Raw genomic sequence first — 18,213 nt, forward strand, 5'->3', positions numbered from 1 at the left:
TTTCCCCTGCGCATACTATAGGTCTAGGCAAGGGGTTTGGGGATGTCTACTCAGAAGATGCGTGTGACATTCAGCATGAGCGGACAAAGAAAATACGAAATCGACAACTCCGCCTGCTTTCGGTATGATTACGCACTGTTTAGCCGGGCCGCCCGATGCGGCGCGGTATCCCCACGCACGTTAAATCAAAGAGAGGGGCTTCGTGTGAAACTGGTTGTAACAGAGAAGAATGACGCAGCCGAGAAAATCTCGCAGCTGCTTGGCGCGGGTAGTCCGAAGCGTGACAAGGTATACAACACCCCCGTGTATCGATTCACCGTCGAAGGGGAAGAATGGGTCACCATTGGTCTGCGTGGTCATATTCTGGAACCCGACTTTGCTCCCCAGCTTGTATATAAGAAACGCGGCGGTTGGCGCGGCGTCGACGCCAATGGCGAGGTACTCGAGGCAAATGTGCCCGATAGCCTTCCCAAGCCGCCCTTCAAGAAGCGCAAGCCGTTCACGGAAGACGGCGTCTTGCTCTCCACGTGGAAGATGGATGCGCTGCCGTATCTGGTGTACGCGCCCATCGAAAAGCTTCCCAAGGAAAAGGACATCATCCGTTCGCTGAAGAACCTGGCCAAGAAGGCCGACAGCATCGTTATCGCAACGGACTTCGATCGCGAGGGCGAACTCATCGGATCCGATGCGCTGTCTCAGATTCGCCTGGAGAACCCCGATGCCCCCGTTTCGCGTGCGCGCTATTCCGCCTTCACCAAGGAAGAGATCACGCACGCGTTCCAGAACTTGGTGGAGCTCGACGATAACCTGGCTTCGGCTGGTGCATCGCGTCAGGACATCGACCTCATCTGGGGTGCCGTCCTCACGCGCTACCTTACGCTCGTGAAGTTCGCTGGTTATGGCAACGTGCGCAGCTCCGGCCGCGTGCAGACGCCCACGCTCGCCCTCATCGTGGCGCGCGAACGCGAGCGCCTGGCCTTCGTTCCGGAAGACTTTTGGGTCATCCGCGGAAAGTTCGACGACGATGGCATCGAGTTCTTCGCCCCGCATTCCACGGCTCGCTTCAAGGTGGAAGCCGAAGCCCAGGCCGTGATGGAGCATGTCGAGGGCGCCATTACTGCCAAGGTCGTCGACGTAGCCAAGCGCAAGCGCAAGCAGAATCCGCCGGCTCCGTTCAACACCACGTCGCTCATGGCCGCCGCCGCTGCCGAGGGCATTCGCCCCGCGCGCACCATGCGCCTCGCCGAAAGCCTGTACATGGACGGCTTCATTAGCTACCCACGTGTCGATAATACGGTCTATCCCGATTCGCTCGACCTGGCCGATGTGGTGAACCGCCTGTCGGAAAACCCTGCCTATGCGCCGTACTGCAAGCAGCTGCTGGCTTCCGGCCCGCTGCATGCCACGCGCGGCAAACAGGAAGACACCGACCATCCGCCCATCTATCCCACTACGGCTGCCAGTCCCGACGTGCTGGGTCCCGCGGAGTTCAAGCTGTACAACCTCATCGCCCGCCGCTTCCTGGCCACGCTTTCCGATGCGGCCGAGATCGAGGGCACCAAGGTGAGCCTCGACGTGAACGGCGAGATCTTCGCCGCCAAGGGCGACGTCATGGTGCACAAGGGCTTCCGCGAGATCTACCCGTATGGCATGAAGAAGGACGAGCAGCTTCCTGCGCTCGAAGCGGGGCAGGTCATTGGCTTTGGCGGTGCCGAGCTCACCAAGAAGCAGACGGAACCTCCCGCGCGCTACTCTCAGGGTCGCCTCATCCAGGAAATGGAGAAGCTGGGCCTGGGCACGAAGTCCACGCGCCATGCCATCATCGAGCGCCTGTACAACGTGAGCTACATCGTGAACGACCCCATCGAGCCCTCCGCGCTTGGCATGGCCGTCGTCGACGCACTCGACCGCTTCGCGCCGCACATCACCACGGCCGATATGACGGCCGAGCTGGAAAGCGAGATGGACAACATCGCCAAGGGCGAGAACACGCGTGAGAGCGTGGTTGCGCACAGTCGTGCGCTTTTGGGCGAACAGCTTGCCGAGCTCATGCCTCATTCCGAAGAGGTGAAGGAGGCCCTGGCCGACGCCGTGGCCGCCGACGCCTACGTGGGCAAGTGCCCGAAGTGCGGCAAGGATTTGCAGCTGCGCGCCAGCCAGAAGACGCGTTCCATGTTCATTGGTTGTGCGGGCTGGCCTGAATGCGATGTCACGTATCCGCTGCCCAAGGGCAAGGTGGAATCCACCGATCAGCTGTGCGAGACGTGCGGCATGCCCATGATCAAGGTGACGCCGTTCCGCAGCAAGCCGCATATGCAGTGCATCGACCCGGAATGCGAGACGAACCGCGAGCCCGACGTGGAAGTGGGCCTCTGCCCCAAGTGCAAGGAACTGGGCAAGACGAGCAAGCTCATCGCGCGCAAGAACCCGCGCACGTTGAAGCGTTCCATTACCTGCGAGAACTTCGACGAATGCCAGACGCGCTATCCGCTTCCGCAGTACGGCGAGCTTACCGCCACCGAAGAGGTGTGCGAGCACTGCGGCGCGCCCATGGTCATCGTGACTACCAACCGCGGTCCGTGGAAGCTGTGCCCCAACTTCGAGTGCCCTGGTAGGGAAATCGCCGCGAAGGAGAAGGAGGAGCGCAAGGCCGCCCGCGCCGCGAAGAAGGCCGCGGCCAAGAAGGCGCCCGCGAAGAAGTCTTCCAAGGCGAAGAAGTAGCCTAGCGCGAAACGCGTTTGCGCGGGTGGCGCGCTTGCGTGCGCATCTGCGATAAACGGAGATTGAACGATGTTACCGCCGCGTTGCGAACGTGCAGCGCGGCGGCTTCTATAATCGTTGCAAGAAACCAGGCGGGTTGTGCCCGCTTTTCGAATTGGGGAAGGACCTCACGCCTATGGAGGGCACGTTCATAACGTTCGAAGGCGGCGATGGCGCGGGCAAGAGCACGCACATCGCGTTTCTGGCCGATGCCCTGCGTTCCCAGGGGCGGGAAGTGCTGTGCCTGCGCGAGCCGGGTGGCACGCTCATTGGCGAAGCGCTGCGCGGCATCGTGCTCGATCCCAGCCATGGCGCCATGACGCCGGAAGCCGAACTGTTCATCTATGAGGCTGCTCGCGCGCAAATTGTTTCCGAGGTCATCAAGCCCGCGCTCGAAGCGGGCAAGGTCGTCTTGTGCGACCGCTTCTACGATTCCACGGTGGCCTACCAGGCTTATGGCCGGGGGCTTTCCTTGGATTTCGTGCGTTCCGCAAATGCGTTCGCTTGTCAGGGCATTCGTCCGCATCGCACGGTGCTGCTGAAGGCCGCCTCTTCCGCCGATTCCCTGCATCGCGCCACGCGCGCCCAGGGGGCCGACCGCATGGAACAGGCGGGCCTCGATTTCCACGAGCGCGTAAACCAGGCGTTCGAGGGGCTGAACCAAGTCGATCCGCAGCGCGTGCGCGTTGTGGAGTCCTCGGGCCCGAAGTCGGAAACCGCGCGCTCCGTCTTTCGCGCCGTGGCCGATTGCCTGGGTTGGGATCCTGAAAACCTGCCGTTTAGCGAAGATTTCTTTCAGCAGGCCAACAAGAGGCGCAAGCGCGTCGAATCGGGTGCTCGCTCGTGAGTGATTCGTTCAATCGCATTCTTGGCCAGCCTCAGGTGCGTCGCTTTCTTCGCGCCGTCATCTCGTCGGGTCGCGTAGGCCAGACGTACTTGTTCACGGGTCCCGTGGGGTCCAACAAGACGCAGGCTGCATACGCTTTTGCCCAGGCCATCCTTTGCGAAGAGGGCGGCTGTGGTACGTGCGATACGTGCAAGCGCATCATGCGTCATCGCCATCCCGATGTGCGCTTCTACGAACCCGAAAGCGCATCGGGCGACTACCTGGTGGGACAGATTCGCGAAATCGTCAGCGACGTCACGCTTGCTCCCATCCAGGCCAAGGGCAAGGTCTACATCATTAACCGCGCCGACCGCCTTTCCGTTCAGGCTGCCAACGCATTCCTAAAGACGCTCGAGGAACCGCCCGAGGATTGCACCATCATCCTCATGGGCCGCACGGTCGACGGCGTTCTGCCCACCATCGTCTCGCGTTGCCAGGTGGTGCCGTTCAGGTTCATTCCCCCTGCGGAAGCCGCTGGCATCGTGGTGCAGAACAGCGGGTGTTCGGAACAGCACGCGCTTGCCGCCATCCAAGCGTGCAATGGCTCCATCACGGGCGCCATCGAGTTCGTGAAGAGCTCCGACCGCTTCGCGTTTCGCGGGCGCGTCATCGACATTCTGCAGGCGCTGCCCCTGGCCGACGACCTCGATGTTTTGGAATACGCCGCCGAGCTGTTGGAAAAGACGAAGGCGCCGCTCGACTTGGTGCGTGCCAAGCTGGAAGAGGAGCTCGCCGCATCCTCCGACTTCATGGCGGCTTCGGCGCTGCGCCAGATCGAGGCGCGCAACAAGCGCGCGCTGTCGTCGAAGAGCCGCGCCATGCTCTTCCAGACCACGTCCATCATCCGCTCCTGGCTTCGCGATGTGCTCATGGTGCGCAGCGGGGCTGGTCAGCTGGTTATCAACGAAGATTATCGTGGCGGCATCGAAGAGGCCGCCGCACGTGCCGACACGGCCGCCATTTCGCGTGCGCTCGTGGCGGTCGATGAAGCCGATAAGGCTATTCGATATAATGTTTCCCCTGAAACGTGTATCGATGTGCTTCTATTGCAGATAAGAGAGGAACTGTATGGTTCGCATTGCGCCCGTGGCGTTGCAATATAACCCTCGTACGCTCTGGTTCGACCCAGGTGACCTGGAAATTGCCGATGGCGACCAGGTTATCGTGAAGACTGAGCGCGGCACCGACTACGGCCGCGCGAAGGGCATCATCGAAGTCGACGAATCCGAGCTCTCGCGCTTGAAGAGCAAGCTTAAGCCCGTGGTGCGTGTTGCCACGGAAGAAGACCTGGAGAAGATCGAAGAGCTTCGCCAACTGGGCCGCGATGCCCTGCCCATCTTCCGCCAAATGGCGGCCGAATCGAACCCCGACATGCATCCCGTCATGGTGGAGTACCTGTTCGAGGGCGATCGCGCGGTGTTCTTCTTCGAAGCCGAAGAGCGCATCGACTTCCGCGACCTGGTGCGCAAGCTTGCCAGCGAGCTGCACGTGCGCGTCGACATGCGCCAGATTGGCGTGCGCGACGAGGCGCGCCTGGTGGGTGGCCTGGGCCATTGTGGCCAGGAGCTCTGCTGCCGCCGCATGGGCTGCGAGTTCAAGCCCGTGTCCATCCGCATGGCCAAGGAACAGGATCTTTCCCTGAACCCGCAGAAGATCTCGGGCGTGTGCGGCCGCCTTATGTGCTGCCTGCGTTACGAGTTCGACGCGTACAAGGACTTCAAGAGCCGTGCGCCCAAGCAGAATGCCAAGATCTCCACGCCGCAAGGCTGCGCGAAGGTCACTTCGCTCAACGTGCCCAAGGAAGAGGTTACGGTGCGCCTGGAGGAAGGCGACGGCAAGCAGGTCACGTTCCCGCTTTCCGCTATGGACCCCGTTCCCGAAGATGCCGAATCCAAGCGTCCGAAGAGCATTGGCGAGGTGTTCGACGAATACGCGAATCCCGATCCGTTCGCCAGCTCCGTGGGCCTGGCCTCGTTCGATACCGCTGGCTTCACCACCGAAGACAAGCTCGCCAAGCCGGAGGCGCATCACAACCCGCAGCGCAAGAAGAAGCGCGAGGAAGAATCCTCGGAATCGGGTACGCGCAAGCGTCGCCGTCGTTCGCGCGGTCGTGGCAAGGGCTCGTCCTCCTCGCAGGAAAAGCAGTCGCGCAGCAGCGCTTCCGAAAAGCAGTCGCGTGGCGGCAATGGCGGTAAGCAGGAATCGTCGCGCAAGAAGAATTCCTCGCAGGAAGGCAAGCAGGCGAAGTCGTCGTCGCGCAAGCCGCGCACGCGCAGCGGCAATAGCGGCTCGCAGGGCAAGCCGCGTCCTGGTCAGAAGTCAAGCGCGCTTTCCCAGTCGCGCGACGCGAAGGGCCAAGGCGGCCAGCAGAAACAGGGTGGCGGCACGCATCGTCGCAGCCGTCGCCGCAGCCATACGTCGGGAGGCGAATCCAATGAGTAATGCCGGTGCATGCGTCGATTACGCGATGTTCACCGATCTGTACCAGCTCACCATGGCCCAGGGCTATTGGCAGAGCGGCAAGGACGATGAAGAGGCCTGCTTCAACATGTATTTCCGCGCGAATCCGTTCGCGGGTGGCTATACCGTGGCGTGCGGCATGGCCCAGCTGGCGGAAATGTTCGAGACGTTTTCGTTCAGCGAATCCGACATCGAATACCTGGCCGGCCTTTCCGCCCCTGCGGGCGGGCCGCTGTTCGATGCCGATTTCCTGCGGTACCTGAAGGATATGAAGCTCTCCATCGACGTCGATGCGGTTCACGAGGGAACGCTCGTGTTCCCCAACGAGCCGCTCGTGCGCGTGAAGGGCCCCATCATTCAGTGCCAGTTGGTTGAAACCGCACTTCTGAACTGCGTTAACTTCCAGTCGCTCATCGCCACGAAGGCGGCGCGCGTCTGCCTGGCCGCAGGTGGCCCCGTGGCCGAGTTCGGCCTGCGTCGCGCCCAGGGCACCGGTGGTCTGTGGGCCAGCCGCGCTTCCGTGGTAGGTGGCTGCGCCTCTACCAGCAACGTCCTTGCCGGCAAGATGTTCGACATTCCTGTTTCGGGAACGCATGCCCATTCGTGGGTCATGGCCTTCGAAGACGAAATCATTGCCTTCCGTGCGTACGCGAAGCTGTTCCCGCGCAATTGCGTGCTACTCATCGACACGTACGACGTGAAGCAGGGCCTGGAAAACGCCATCACGGTGGGCCTGGAAATGAAGGAACGCGGCGAGAAGCTGCTGGGTGTGCGCATCGATTCGGGCGACCTTGCATGGCTCGCCAAGGAATGCCGCGCGCGCCTCGACGAGGTTGGCCTTACCGAAACGGGCATCGTGCTCTCCAACGACCTCGACGAATATGCCATCCACTCCATCTGCGAGCAGGGCGCCATCGTGGGTAGCTGGGGCGTGGGCACCAAGCTTGCCACGGCATACGACCAGCCCACGCTGGGCGGCGTCTACAAGCTGGCCGCCACGCGCAATCCGGGCGAGACCCGTTGGCGCGAACACGTGAAGGTCACGGAAAGTACCGCCAAGCTCACGTTCCCCGGCGTGCTCGACATTCGCCGCTACTACCAGGAAGACGGCTCCATCGCCGGCGACATGGTATTCGACGTGAACGAGCCCATCAACGAGCAGGAGCGCATCGTAGACCCCACCGACGAACTGCGCCAGAAGACGCTTTCTGGCCTGCGTCACGAAACGCTGCTCCATCCGCTCGTGCAGGGTGGGGAAGTGGTGCTTCCCGCGGAATACCGCGATGCCATGCAGGCACGCGAGCGCGCCGTTCGTGGGTTCTCGGAACTCGACGAATCGCGCAAGCGCCTGTACAACCCCCATTCGTACCCCGTGGGCCTTGAAGCGGGCCTGTTCGTCCGTCGCCGCGACTTGGCGGCTCATCTGCGGGGCTTGAAGTAAGGATTGCCGTGATTCGCGTTCTTGTAGACTCCACCGTATATCTGCCGCCCGAGGTGCGCAACGCCCCCGAGCTGCGCGTGCTGTCGCTCTTCGTGCGCCATGCGGGCAGGGAATACGTGGAATCCCAGATGGATATCGACGAATTCTATTCTCGCATTGGCGAGATGATCGAAGATATTCCCACGTCGAGCCAACCTTCTCCGCTCGAAGTGGAAAAGGAGCTGGAAGATGCCGCCCAGGCGGGCGATAGCGTCATCGGCCTGTTCCTCTCGTCGGGTCTGTCGGGTACGTACGAGGGTGCCATTCGCGCAGCTCGCGTGGTCGAAGCGCGTCACGCTTCGTTTCGCTACGCATTTATCGACACCAGCGCTACGGGTGGCGACTCCACGGGTGGCGTGGTCGAAGCACTCGATGCCGTGCATGCGGGCCATTCGCTCTCGCATTGCGTGCAGCGTGCGCTTTTCGGCGTGCAGAGCTCGCGCATTATCTTCTCGCCCGATTCGCTCGCCTTCCTGCGTGCAGGTGGTCGCATTGGCGCCGCCAGCGCGCTGTTGGGTGGCCTTATGAACGTGCGCCCCATCCTCACGGTTACCGACGGCAGCGTGCGCGTGATTGCGAAGGTGCGTTCCCAGAAGAAGGCGCTCTCGCGTATGCTTGCCCAGCTCGACCAGGACATTCAGGAAGCTGGTGGCCTGAAGCACCTGGTGGTTCACTATATCGGTAGCAAGGAGCGAGCCGTTGAGTGGGCCCGCGAGGTGGTCGAGCCGCACATTGGGCGCTCCGTTGACGTCGTTCCCGTTAGTCCCGTTGTGGGCTGTCACGTGGGCCCGGCCATGGGCTTGGCCTACCAATGCAATAATCCGCTTGCCCTGAAGATCACGGGCAATGTGCAGCAGCTAGCGTGCACGCATTAGCAGAATAGAGGTGTTATGCAGCCGAAGTGCAACCTGATCGTGGATTCCTGCTGCGATCTTCCCCTGAGCGCCGTCGACAAGTCTGGCGTTACGCTCATCAAGTTCCCGTATGTCTTCGACGGCGTGGAGCATATCGACGATTTGTACCAGACCACGTCGCCCCGCGATTTCTTCGCCGCCATGCGCGACAAGAAGCGCCAGCCTCCCACGACGTCCCAGCTGCCTGCGCGCGTGCTGCACGACGAGTTCGAGAAGGCGTATGCCAGCGGTGTTCCCACGGTGTACCTGAGCTTTTCCAGTGGCCTTTCTGGTAGCTACGACGCTGCGGTGCTCATGCGCGATTCGCTGGCTGCGCAGCATCCCGATGGCAAGCTGCTTATCGTCGATACGAAGCTTGCCTCCATTGCCGAGGGCCTGCTGGTCATGGGCGCCATCGAGCAGCGTGCGGCCGGCCTTTCCGCCGAGGAAATGGTTGCATGGGTCGAAGAGGCGCGTTATTTCGTGAACGCGCAGTTCATGGTCGACGATTTGGATGCTCTGCGTCGCGGTGGTCGCATCCCTTCGGGCGTTGCGCTTGCGGGCGCCAAGCTCGACGTGAAGCCGCTGCTCGGCTTCGACTTGGAAGGCCATCTGTCCCTGGTGGGCATGGCGCGCGGTCGCAAGAAGGGCATTCGCCAGCTGGCTGAATACTACGATAAGCATTTCGACGCTTCCGGCGGCTCCAACCAGGTGCTCATGGGCAATGCCGATTGCCCGAAGGACATGGAGCGCCTGCGTGGGGAAATCGGCAAGGTGAACCCCACGGCCGTGTTCGTCGATTCGAGCATTGGCCCCGTCATTGGCAGCCACGTGGGCTCCGGCATGCTCGCCGTGGTCTTCTGGGGTCCCGATCGCCGCGAAGAGCTTTCCGTGGCCGATCGCATCGCACGCCGAGTGAAGGGTAAGTAGCAACCATGAACTACAAGTGCAATCTCATCATCGATTCTTGCTGTGACCTGCCCAAGGAAATGTGGGATGTCCCCGGCGTGACCATGCTGCCGTTCTCGTATTCCGACAATATGGCCAGCTACGTAGACGATTCGTTCCAGTCGCGCACTCCTCATGAGTTCTACGAGTGGATCGGCAAGGGCGCTATGCCCACCACGTCGCAGCCTAGCCAGATGGTCTACGAGGAAGCCTTCCGTGCTGCCGTGGAATCGGGTGTTCCCACGGTGTACCTGTGCATGTCGAGCGGCATTTCGGGTGCATACAATGGTGCCCTTACGGCCCTCGATCGCATGAAGCGCGAATTTGGCGAGGGTATCGAGCTCTACGTGGTCGATACGCTTATTGGTTCCACGCCGCTTGGCTTGCTCGTGCAGGAGGCCATGCGCCTGCAGCAGAGCGGCATGACGGCCAGGGAACTTGCCGATTGGGCGCTCGAGGCCCGGTACTTCACGCACATCATCTTCATGGTGGAAGATCTCGAATGCTTGCATCGCGGTGGCCGCATTCCCGCCAGCGTGGCGGTGGCGGGCACCAAACTCGACGTAAAGCCGCTGCTTACGTTCGATCTGCAGGGCAAGCTGTCCATCATCGGCGCATCGCGCGGCCGCAAGAAGGGCATGAAGCGCATGGTCGATTTCTATATGAAGAACCGTGACGTCGACTCGCTTGGCAAGCCCATTGCCGTGGGCAATGCCGATGTCCCTCACGATGTGGATAAGCTCGAGGCGCTGCTTACCAAGCAAGACGAGGGGGCGATGTTCTTGAACTTGAACATCGGGCCCACCATCGGCTGCCACGTGGGGCCGGGCATGCTTTCCTGTTGCTTCTGGGGCAACGATCGTAGGAAGAACCTTTCGGTTTCCGATCGCATCGCCAACAGGGTTAAGTCTAATTAGTCTGAACAACGCGGGATGCTAAGGCATCCCGCTTCGACGAAAAGGAGGGCATATGCCCAAGTCTTTTGTTTTCGTGGGTCATCAGGGTATCTGCCAGGTACTCGCCCAGAACCTTGCTGCCGCTGGCTTTCCTGCGGCATCCGACGTCGACAGTGCCGACGTCATCTTCACGTACTGCACGTCGCAGGAGTCGCTCGAGAACGTCTATCTGGAAGAGGATGGCGTCATCTCGAAGGCGAAGCCCGGTGCCTATCTGGTTGATTTTAGCGCCGCCACTCCGTCGCTCGCGCGTGAGCTTTCCGCGGTAGCCCAGGTGAACGACCTGCATGTCGTGGAAGCGCCGCTTGTGGTGCGCGACGTTACGCTGCCGAATGCGTTTGGCAATCCGCAGAACCTGCTTGTCCTGGTGGCAGGCGAGGAAGCCGATGCCAATGCCGTAGCCGAGATGCTTGCCGCCCTGGTGGGCACGGTGGAGCCCTGCGGTGGCTCGGGCGATGCCCAGCTGGCCAAGTGCTCGTTCACCATCCAACAGATCATGGCGCTTCAGGCGTTCATGGAAGCCGATGCGCTCTGCCGCGTGGCGGGTGGCCTTCCCGCTTCCGTGGCTGCGGCCGATCGCGTCGTGCGTGCCCAGATGGTATCGCCTCAGATCGAAAGCCTGGCACATGCGCTCGAGGAGAATTCCTTCACGAGTACGTGCACCGTGGAGGTGCTGCTTGGCGAGATCGAGACCGTCATGGCCTGCGCCGATGAGTTCAACCTCATCGTTCCGCTGTCTGAAGCGGCCGATTATCTGCTGCGCTTGCTTGCCACCATTGGTGGTGTTGACATGGCCGCATCTGCGCTTTCCCTCGTGTATCGCGACGAGGAGGAGAGTTCGAAGTTCGGTCTCGACTGGGATCGCGCGCAGGAGGCCTATACGTCGCTGGGCGCTACCGACGATTACGATGACGAAGATGATGACGAGTGCGATTGCGGTCATCATCACCATCATCATGACGAAGAGGATTTTGGCGGTTTCGGTGGCTATTCTGCCAACTAAATGCGAACTCTGCCCTCGCCGGTGCGGTGCGAACCGCGCGGCGGGGGAGCGCGGCGTGTGCGGCGCAGCTCGCGAGCTGCGTATTGCGCGCGCCGCGCTTCATGAATGGGAGGAGCCTCCCATTAGCGTAGGTGCTGGTAGCGGGGCCGTGTTCTTTAGCCATTGCCCTCTGCGTTGCGTCTTCTGCCAGAACGTCGAGATAGCCTGCGGCAACCACGGCACCGACGTGAGCGTGGATCGCTTGGCGCGCATCTTCGTGGAGCTGCGCGAGCAGGGCGCGGCGAACATTAACCTGGTTACGCCTAGTCATTACTTTCCCTTCATTCGCCAGGCACAGCAATTGCTTGCGGACATGGAAGATGCGCTGCTAGAGCAGCGCGTGCAAGCGGGTGCCCTTTCCGAGTTCGAGCGAAAGCGCGTTGCCAAGCGTCACTTCGAGCTGCCGTTCATCTGCAACACGAGTGGCTACGAGAATGCCTCGACCATACGCGAGTATTCCGATTGCATTGACGTGTACCTCACGGATTTCCGCTATTGGCGCGATGGCGAAAGCAATGCTGCACGCACGTATTCCCATGCGCCCGAATACTTCGATGTTGCTTCGCAGGCTTTGGCTGCGATGGCACAGGCAGCGGGCGAGCCCGTGTTTGGCCCCTTTGGTGGGGAAGAACGCCTGGAACGCGGCGTTGTCATTCGCCATTTGCTTATGCCCGGCCGTCTGCAGGAAAGCAAGCGCATCATCGACTACCTCTGGCACGAATACGGATCCAGCGTGCTCTACAGCATCATGAACCAATACACGCCCATGCGCGATTTCCCCAACCTGCCCGAGCTTAACCATGCAGTCCCCGAGCAAGAATATGACCAGCTCCTCGACTTCGCCGATGGCCTGGGAATGGTCGATTACTTCTGGCAAGAAGGCGGTGCCGCTACCGAAAGCTTCATCCCCGCTTTCGATAACACGGGAGTGGTTTAGGTTTATTTGCGTTAGTGTGGGTGATGCTGGTTCTTATAGTTATCCGCATGCAATCGTAATCAAGCTAAACATGAATTGATTGGCAGATCGCTGTTTTGCGCTATCTGTTTAGGCCGAAAGAAAACAACTTTATTCTTTACATGGCATCTGAGCAAATATAATATCCTCGAATGAGTATATAGCTTCGTTAACTAGTGTTATTTTGTATCGGATGCAGAGGTGGACTATGGGGTCGAACACCGATTCGTTGCAAAAGCGGCTCATATCGAGGCGTTCGTTTACGTCATTTGCTTTTACGGTTATCGGCGGATTCGCTTTTTGCCCATTTCCGCGTTTGCTCTATGCGTCTGATCAATCCGTTCCGCCGGACTCTTTTGATGTTAACTTCGCGGAGTCAATTTATTGAAGACATTCTCTTTTATCAGATAATGTTCGGAACTAGCTCGTCGGATGTAGCGAATTTAAATTCCAGAGAAGCGGAAAGCTATCTGAGGCTTCGATTTCCTGATGTGTACGAGAATTTCCTGAGGATGCTATGAACATTCGTCGCATTTACCGTATCGCCTTATTTGTTTTCTGCTCCATAATTGCGACCTTCTTATTCGCCTGCGCTTCGGACGAAGAAACGCTCGCTGTTAATGACGTTAGAGACGAATTGCTCGTATGCGATTTAGGCTCATTCGCTGATTCAGTGGGTGGCACTGTTCTTGGTGACTGGCGAAGAACGGGTGGAGAAGGGGTTGAGGTTTCTGCGACTGAAGAGGGGCTGGACGTCACTTATTCGTTTACTCGAGAGCCGAGCTCTAATAATTCGGACGTCCTATGTCGATTGGATTTTACGAAAACCTTTTCTGTCGAATTGGACTCGGGAGATATATTGCACGTCTCAATTTCCGAATGTTATAACGCAGCAACTCAGTCAGCTTCTTCTCTCTCTGTTGAGTATCGTATCTCCGCGAATGCCCTCGATGGTGAAGCTGGCAGTCTTTCGGCGGTTTCGTTGGATGGGTCGGAGGCTCGTGAACTTTTGGAGGCCGATGGGCTCTCGCAAACAGTTGAGCGCCTTATCGGCAGTCCGATGGACTTTTTCATCGACTCCTACGTGTGTTTTAGTGAACAGGGGTCATAAAGATTTTCGGAAAAGTCAGGACCCGCAAGACTGTGATGTTCTTGTCGCGCGACGGGCGGAAAACGGTACAAGTGTGGTAAAGTATTCTGCTGTATCTCTATGCCCTGTTTCACGTGAACAGGGTTGGTAAAAACAGCTGTGAAGGGAGTAACGTGGCAGCAGCCTCTCGTAAAACTTCTGAAAAAGCGCTAGATGTCGAGCATGAAGAGTCCATCGATCTGGAAGACGTCGAAGCACCCGAAACGGTAACCGACGAAGCTCCCGAAGACGAGGGCGTGTCGAGCGAGGATTCGCTTGACAAGGATGGCGACGACCTGCTCGAAGGTATCCCCGAGGAAGAACTCAAGGCAACTACGAACGTCAACCTCCCGAAGGTGACGCATGCGCGTTCGCGCACGGGCCGCGGCCGTCGTTCCTCCGATACCTCCGTCGCATTGCTCACCGGCGATCCGGTGCGCATGTACCTGAAGGAAATTGGCAAGGTTCCTCTGCTGAATGCCTCCGAGGAAATCGACCTCGCCATGAAGATCGAAGCTGGCGTGGAAGCCACCGAAAAGCTCGAGGCCGCTGAAGCCGAGGGCATCGAGCTCGAGCGCCGCGAGCGCCGTCGCCTCACCCGCATCGAGCAGGTGGGCCTCGACGCCAAGCAGCAGCTCATCGAAGCCAACCTGCGTCTGGTCGTTTCCATCGCGAAGCGCTACGTGGGTCGTGGCATGCTCTTCCTCGACCTCATTCAGGAAGGCAACCTGGGCCTCATTCGCGCCGTCGAAAAGTTCGACTACACGAAGGGCTTCAAGTTCTCCACGTATGCTACCTGGTGGATTCGCCAGGCCATTACGCGTGCTATCGCCGACCAGGCCCGCACCATCCGCATTCCCGTGCACATGGTGGAAACCATCAACAAGCTCGTGCGCATCCAGCGTCGTCTGCTGCAGGATCTTGGTCGCGAGCCAACCCCGGAAGAAATTGCCGAGGAAATGGATCTCACGCCCGATCGCGTGCGCGAAATCCAGAAGATCAGCCAGGAGCCCGTTTCCCTGGAAACGCCTATCGGCGAGGAAGAAGACAGCCAGCTGGGCGACTTCATCGAAGATGATGCCGCCATCGTGCCGCCCGATGCTGCTAGCTTCAGCATGCTGCAGGAACAGCTCACCAAGGTCCTCGACGGCCTGGCAGAGCGCGAGCGCAAGGTCATCATGCTGCGCTTCGGCCTGCAGGACGGTCATCCCCGCACGCTGGAAGAAGTGGGCAGGGAATTTGGCGTTACGCGTGAGCGCATTCGCCAGATCGAGAGCAAGACGCTCGCCAAGCTGCGTCATCCCAGCCGCAGCTCGAAGCTGAAGGATTACCTGGAGGATTAATCTTCCGTTTTCGCTTTTTCGCTGGCATTCCGCGGTATGGCATTGTTCGTGCCTGTCGGAATGCCAGCTTTTCTTTTGTTAGCTGCGCCTGGAGCGCTCGTACTGCAAGGAGCCGGTATGCCCACGATTTCCGTACCCGACGCCCATGGTGGCGCCGAGCATGCGGTCGAGGTGAATGACGCGAAGGTGCGCCAGTTCGTCGATCGCGTGCGCAAGGTGGCCAAGGAACGCCGCAAGTGGGCAAAGCGCGAGCATATTGCCTGCTATCGCGTGTACGACGCTGATATTCCCGAGTACAACGTGGCCATCGAGCTCTTCGAGGGCAAGGGCGAGTCGGAAGGCAATCGCTATTGCGTGGTGGCGGAGTACCGTGCTCCGTCATCTATCAGCGAAGACGAGGCAGCGGCGCGTTTCGAAGACGTGCTCGCCGTGGTTCCCTTTGCGCTCGACGTTCCCGCCGAAAACGTGTTCGCCAAGCAGCGCCGCAAGGCCAAGGGCGGTGGTCAGTACACGCATGAGCAGCACGAATCGCACGTGGCGTTCACCACCGAGCCCGATTATCTGAAGCAGACTGATTACCTGGTTGAACTCGATTTTTCGGGGTATTTGGACACGGGCCTGTTCCTGGACCATCGCGTGACGCGTCAGATGGTGGGGAAGATGGCGCGGGACACGCGCTTCCTGAACCTGTTCTCGTACACGGGTACGGCTACGCTGCATGCGGCTGGCGGCGGGGCGTTTTCCACGACGACCGTCGACATGTCGCAAACGTATTTGGACCGTGCGCGGCGCAACATGCAGCGCAATGGCTTCACGGGTGCGCCGCATCATTTCGTGCGTGCCGACGTGACCAGCTGGATCGTGCAGGAGGCTGCCACTTCGCATCGTTACGACCTGGTATTCTGCGATCCGCCGACGTTCAGCAACGGCAAGGCTATGGGTGAGCGCACGTGGGACGTGCAGCGCGACCATGCCAAGCTCCTGCAGGCTATCGCACGCGTGTTGAAACCCGAGGGCACCATCGTATTCAGCTGCAACCTGCGTGGGTTCAAAATCGATGCCGCGGCGCTTGATGCGGCGGGGCTTTCCGTGCAGGACATCAGCGAACAGACCATCCCGCACGATTTCGAGCGCAATCCCAAGATTCACCGCTGCTTCCTGGTGAAGCGCGCAGGGTGACAGGGGGACGGTTATCCTGTCACCCCTTTTACCTAGTTGAACAGGGCAGGTGACAGGGGGACGTACCTTCTGTCACCTTAGTCGGGTAGTAAGGGGTGACAGGGGGACGGTTATCCTGTCACCCCTTTTACCTAGTTGAACAGTGATACGCGATTTCGAGGGGTGACAGTAGAACCGTCCCCCTGTCACCCACTTCCAGCAAAAATGCCGCCCCATTCGGAGCGGCATTTCTCGTGTTGGGTTTCGGGTTGCGCTTAGCGGTTCTGAATCTCGAAGTCCTTCATGAAGGCGATGAGTGCTTCCACGCCCTTGCGCGGCATGGCATTGTAGATGCTCGCGCGCAGGCCACCTACGCTGCGATGGCCCTTCAGGTTCGTAAGGCCCGCGGCGGTGGCTTCCTTGGCGAACTTCGCGTCGAGGTCGGCATCGCCCGTAACGAAGCAGACGTTCATCATGCTGCGGTCTTCCTTCGCGGCTACGCCCTTGAACAGCGCGCTTTCGTCGATGGCGTCGTAGAGCAGCTGAGCCTTTTCCTGGTTCATCTTCTGCACGGCTTCCAGGCCGCCCAGTTCCTTCAGATGCTTGAATACCAGGCCGCACATGTAGATGTTCCAGCACGGGGGAGTGTTGTACAGACTCTTTTTATCCACGTGCGTCTTGTAGTTCATCATGACGGGCACGCCGTCGATGCCGCCTTCGGGCACCAGGTCGTGGCGTACGATGACGATCTGCACGCCTGCGGGTCCCACGTTCTTCTGAACGCCTGCGTGGATGAGGCCGAATTGGCTTACGTCAACGGGTTCGGAGAGGAACATGCTGCTCTGGTCGCTTACGAGCACCTTGCCCTTCGTGTCGGGCAGCTGGGCGAAGCGCAGGCCATGCACCGTTTCGTTCTGGCACAGGTACACGTAGTCGGCGTCTTCGGAGATGGGCAGATCGGAGCAATCGGGCAGATGGCTGAAGTTATCTTCAGCGCCGGTTGCCACGATGCGCGCGTCGATGAAGCGCGCTGCTTCCTGCTGCGCCTTCTTCGACCACTGACCCGTGACGATGTAGTCGGCCACGCCATGCTTGGCAAGCGCCAGGTTCATGGGCACCGCGGCGAACTGCAGGCTGTCGCCGCCTTGCAGGAACAGCACGTCGTAGTTTTCGGGAATGCCCATAAGGTCGCGCAGGTCGGCTTCGGCATTGTCGATGATGCCCTGGAAGGCGGGGGAGCGATGGCTCATTTCCATTACTGACATGCCGCACCCCTGGTAATCCATCATGTCGGCTGCCGCCTGGGCGAGCACGGGCTCAGGCAGAATTGCCGGTCCGGCCGAGAAATTGTAAACGCGTGGCATGTACCCTCCTTTGCATCGGTTGGCTCAATAGGTTTCAACGACTGTAGCACTCTCTGGGGCGCGTGCGGCCGACTTTCTGCCTGTTCGGCGATAACCTTTTCGCATCTACATGGATGGCCTCGGTATTTCGTACTTTAGTCTGCGATAGTATTGTGTAATTGCGGTAAGCTGTACCAGTAAGCACTAGAATGTGCAAAACCACCGAAGGGCGGTGGGCCGGTTTCCGGCTACAAATGAGGAGGTTCAGGATGACCGAAGAAAACAAGCTCGGCGCTAAAATCACCACGCTGCGCGAAGCGCACCATCTCTCTCAGCAGGATCTTGCTGATCGCACCGGTGCCGATCTTGCGACCATCCAGGGCCTTGAGGCTGGCGAATTACCCCCGTCGCTTGCCCCGCTTATTAAGATTACCCGCGCCCTGGGCGTTCGCCTGGGCACGCTCATGGACGATGACGACAATTTGGGCCCTGCCTACATCTCGCAGTCGCAGATGAAGGAAGTCGTGCGCATGAAGAGCCTGGAAACCGCCAGCGATGCCGGCGACCTTTCCTATTTTAGCCTGGCCGCGGGCCATCCCTCGCGCCACATGGATCCCTTTATCATCACCATCTCTCCCTCGGGAGAGCTCGACCACAAGCTGGTGGGCCACGAAGGCGAGGAATTCCTCTTCGGCCTGGAAGGCGAAGTGGAAATCGAGTATGGCAAGGAACTTTACGTGCTGCATCCGGGCGAGTCCATCTACTACGACTCCATCGTGCCTCATCAGGTGCGCGCCCATAAGGGTCAGACGGCGAAGTTCCTGGCGTGCGTGTACACGCCGGTGTAGGGCTGGGGTGAA

15 protein-coding genes are annotated in these 18,213 nt (G+C 59.8%); 14 read left to right on the forward strand and 1 reads right to left on the reverse strand.

The window, feature by feature from the left end; translation table 11 throughout:
• Positions 1-204 precede the first annotated feature (204 nt).
• The 13 genes from E7002_RS04020 to E7002_RS04080 all read left to right on the forward strand — a co-directional run bounded on the left by E7002_RS04020 (position 205) and on the right by E7002_RS04080 (position 16,031).
• Positions 205-2,721: a DNA topoisomerase I gene (locus tag E7002_RS04020; RefSeq protein WP_303727593.1), complete on the forward strand. Its 2,517-nt coding sequence runs from the start codon at positions 205-207 to the stop codon at positions 2,719-2,721.
• Positions 2,722-2,896: 175 nt separating this feature from the next.
• On the forward strand, positions 2,897-3,607 hold the full coding sequence (gene tmk, locus E7002_RS04025; RefSeq protein ID WP_303727594.1) for a dTMP kinase: 711 nt from the start codon (positions 2,897-2,899) through the stop codon (positions 3,605-3,607).
• Positions 3,604-4,749 (forward strand): DNA polymerase III subunit delta', encoded by a 1,146-nt coding sequence (locus E7002_RS04030; protein ID WP_303727595.1) that lies wholly within the window; start codon positions 3,604-3,606, stop codon positions 4,747-4,749. Before tmk ends, E7002_RS04030 begins: the two co-directional genes overlap by 4 nt.
• Positions 4,715-6,088, forward strand: a complete 1,374-nt coding sequence (locus E7002_RS04035; protein WP_303727596.1) for a regulatory iron-sulfur-containing complex subunit RicT — start codon at positions 4,715-4,717, stop codon at positions 6,086-6,088. Before E7002_RS04030 ends, E7002_RS04035 begins: the two co-directional genes overlap by 35 nt.
• Positions 6,081-7,547: a nicotinate phosphoribosyltransferase gene (locus E7002_RS04040; protein WP_303727597.1), complete on the forward strand. Its 1,467-nt coding sequence runs from the start codon at positions 6,081-6,083 to the stop codon at positions 7,545-7,547. Before E7002_RS04035 ends, E7002_RS04040 begins: the two co-directional genes overlap by 8 nt.
• An 8-nt stretch (positions 7,548-7,555) precedes the next feature.
• Positions 7,556-8,461, forward strand: a complete 906-nt coding sequence (locus tag E7002_RS04045; RefSeq protein WP_303727598.1) for a DegV family protein — start codon at positions 7,556-7,558, stop codon at positions 8,459-8,461.
• A 15-nt stretch (positions 8,462-8,476) separates the two neighbouring features.
• Positions 8,477-9,409, forward strand: a complete 933-nt coding sequence (locus tag E7002_RS04050) for a DegV family protein (protein ID WP_066662985.1) — start codon at positions 8,477-8,479, stop codon at positions 9,407-9,409.
• Between the two features lie 5 nt (positions 9,410-9,414).
• Positions 9,415-10,344 (forward strand): DegV family protein, encoded by a 930-nt coding sequence (locus E7002_RS04055; RefSeq protein WP_303727599.1) that lies wholly within the window; start codon positions 9,415-9,417, stop codon positions 10,342-10,344.
• A 52-nt stretch (positions 10,345-10,396) separates the two neighbouring features.
• A complete protein-coding gene (locus tag E7002_RS04060) occupies positions 10,397-11,386 on the forward strand; it encodes an NAD(P)-binding domain-containing protein (protein ID WP_303727600.1) in 990 nt (329 codons plus the stop codon).
• Positions 11,292-12,362: a radical SAM protein gene (locus tag E7002_RS04065; RefSeq protein WP_303727601.1), complete on the forward strand. Its 1,071-nt coding sequence runs from the start codon at positions 11,292-11,294 to the stop codon at positions 12,360-12,362. The genes E7002_RS04060 and E7002_RS04065 overlap by 95 nt, the downstream gene beginning before the upstream one ends.
• A 535-nt stretch (positions 12,363-12,897) precedes the next feature.
• Entirely contained in the window at positions 12,898-13,491 is a 594-nt protein-coding gene (locus tag E7002_RS04070) for a hypothetical protein (protein ID WP_303727602.1), read from the forward strand.
• A gap of 152 nt (positions 13,492-13,643) precedes the next feature.
• Positions 13,644-14,852 (forward strand): RNA polymerase sigma factor RpoD, encoded by a 1,209-nt coding sequence (gene rpoD / locus E7002_RS04075; protein ID WP_143117342.1) that lies wholly within the window; start codon positions 13,644-13,646, stop codon positions 14,850-14,852.
• A 117-nt stretch (positions 14,853-14,969) separates the two neighbouring features.
• Positions 14,970-16,031: a class I SAM-dependent methyltransferase gene (locus E7002_RS04080; protein WP_303727603.1), complete on the forward strand. Its 1,062-nt coding sequence runs from the start codon at positions 14,970-14,972 to the stop codon at positions 16,029-16,031.
• 254 nt (positions 16,032-16,285) lie between these two features.
• On the opposite strand, the gene serC is transcribed toward E7002_RS04080, so the two are convergent.
• Entirely contained in the window at positions 16,286-17,374 is a 1,089-nt protein-coding gene (gene serC / locus E7002_RS04085; protein WP_303727604.1) for a 3-phosphoserine/phosphohydroxythreonine transaminase, read from the reverse strand.
• A gap of 248 nt (positions 17,375-17,622) precedes the next feature.
• On the opposite strand from serC, the gene E7002_RS04090 reads away from it, so the two are divergent.
• Positions 17,623-18,201 (forward strand): helix-turn-helix domain-containing protein, encoded by a 579-nt coding sequence (locus tag E7002_RS04090; RefSeq protein ID WP_066662961.1) that lies wholly within the window; start codon positions 17,623-17,625, stop codon positions 18,199-18,201.
• The last annotated feature ends 12 nt before the right edge of the window (positions 18,202-18,213 follow it).

It is taken from the genome of Denitrobacterium detoxificans (assembly GCF_015062615.1).
Classification (GTDB): domain Bacteria; phylum Actinomycetota; class Coriobacteriia; order Coriobacteriales; family Eggerthellaceae; genus Denitrobacterium; species Denitrobacterium detoxificans_A.

Excerpts from the sequence above, each read along its gene's own strand:
- E7002_RS04065 (WP_303727601.1), top strand. The coding sequence starts at position 11,292 with ATGACGAAGATGATGACGAGTGCGATTGCGGTCATCATCACCATCATC.
- tmk (WP_303727594.1), top strand. The coding sequence starts at position 2,897 with ATGGAGGGCACGTTCATAACGTTCGAAGGCGGCGATGGCGCGGGCAAG.
- E7002_RS04050 (WP_066662985.1), top strand. The coding sequence starts at position 8,477 with ATGCAGCCGAAGTGCAACCTGATCGTGGATTCCTGCTGCGATCTTCCC.
- E7002_RS04055 (WP_303727599.1), top strand. The coding sequence starts at position 9,415 with ATGAACTACAAGTGCAATCTCATCATCGATTCTTGCTGTGACCTGCCC.
- E7002_RS04090 (WP_066662961.1), top strand. The coding sequence starts at position 17,623 with ATGACCGAAGAAAACAAGCTCGGCGCTAAAATCACCACGCTGCGCGAA.
- E7002_RS04060 (WP_303727600.1), top strand. The coding sequence starts at position 10,397 with ATGCCCAAGTCTTTTGTTTTCGTGGGTCATCAGGGTATCTGCCAGGTA.
- serC (WP_303727604.1), bottom strand. The coding sequence starts at position 17,374 with ATGCCACGCGTTTACAATTTCTCGGCCGGACCGGCAATTCTGCCTGAG.
- E7002_RS04035 (WP_303727596.1), top strand. The coding sequence starts at position 4,715 with ATGGTTCGCATTGCGCCCGTGGCGTTGCAATATAACCCTCGTACGCTC.
- E7002_RS04080 (WP_303727603.1), top strand. The coding sequence starts at position 14,970 with ATGCCCACGATTTCCGTACCCGACGCCCATGGTGGCGCCGAGCATGCG.
- E7002_RS04070 (WP_303727602.1), top strand. The coding sequence starts at position 12,898 with ATGAACATTCGTCGCATTTACCGTATCGCCTTATTTGTTTTCTGCTCC.
- E7002_RS04040 (WP_303727597.1), top strand. The coding sequence starts at position 6,081 with ATGAGTAATGCCGGTGCATGCGTCGATTACGCGATGTTCACCGATCTG.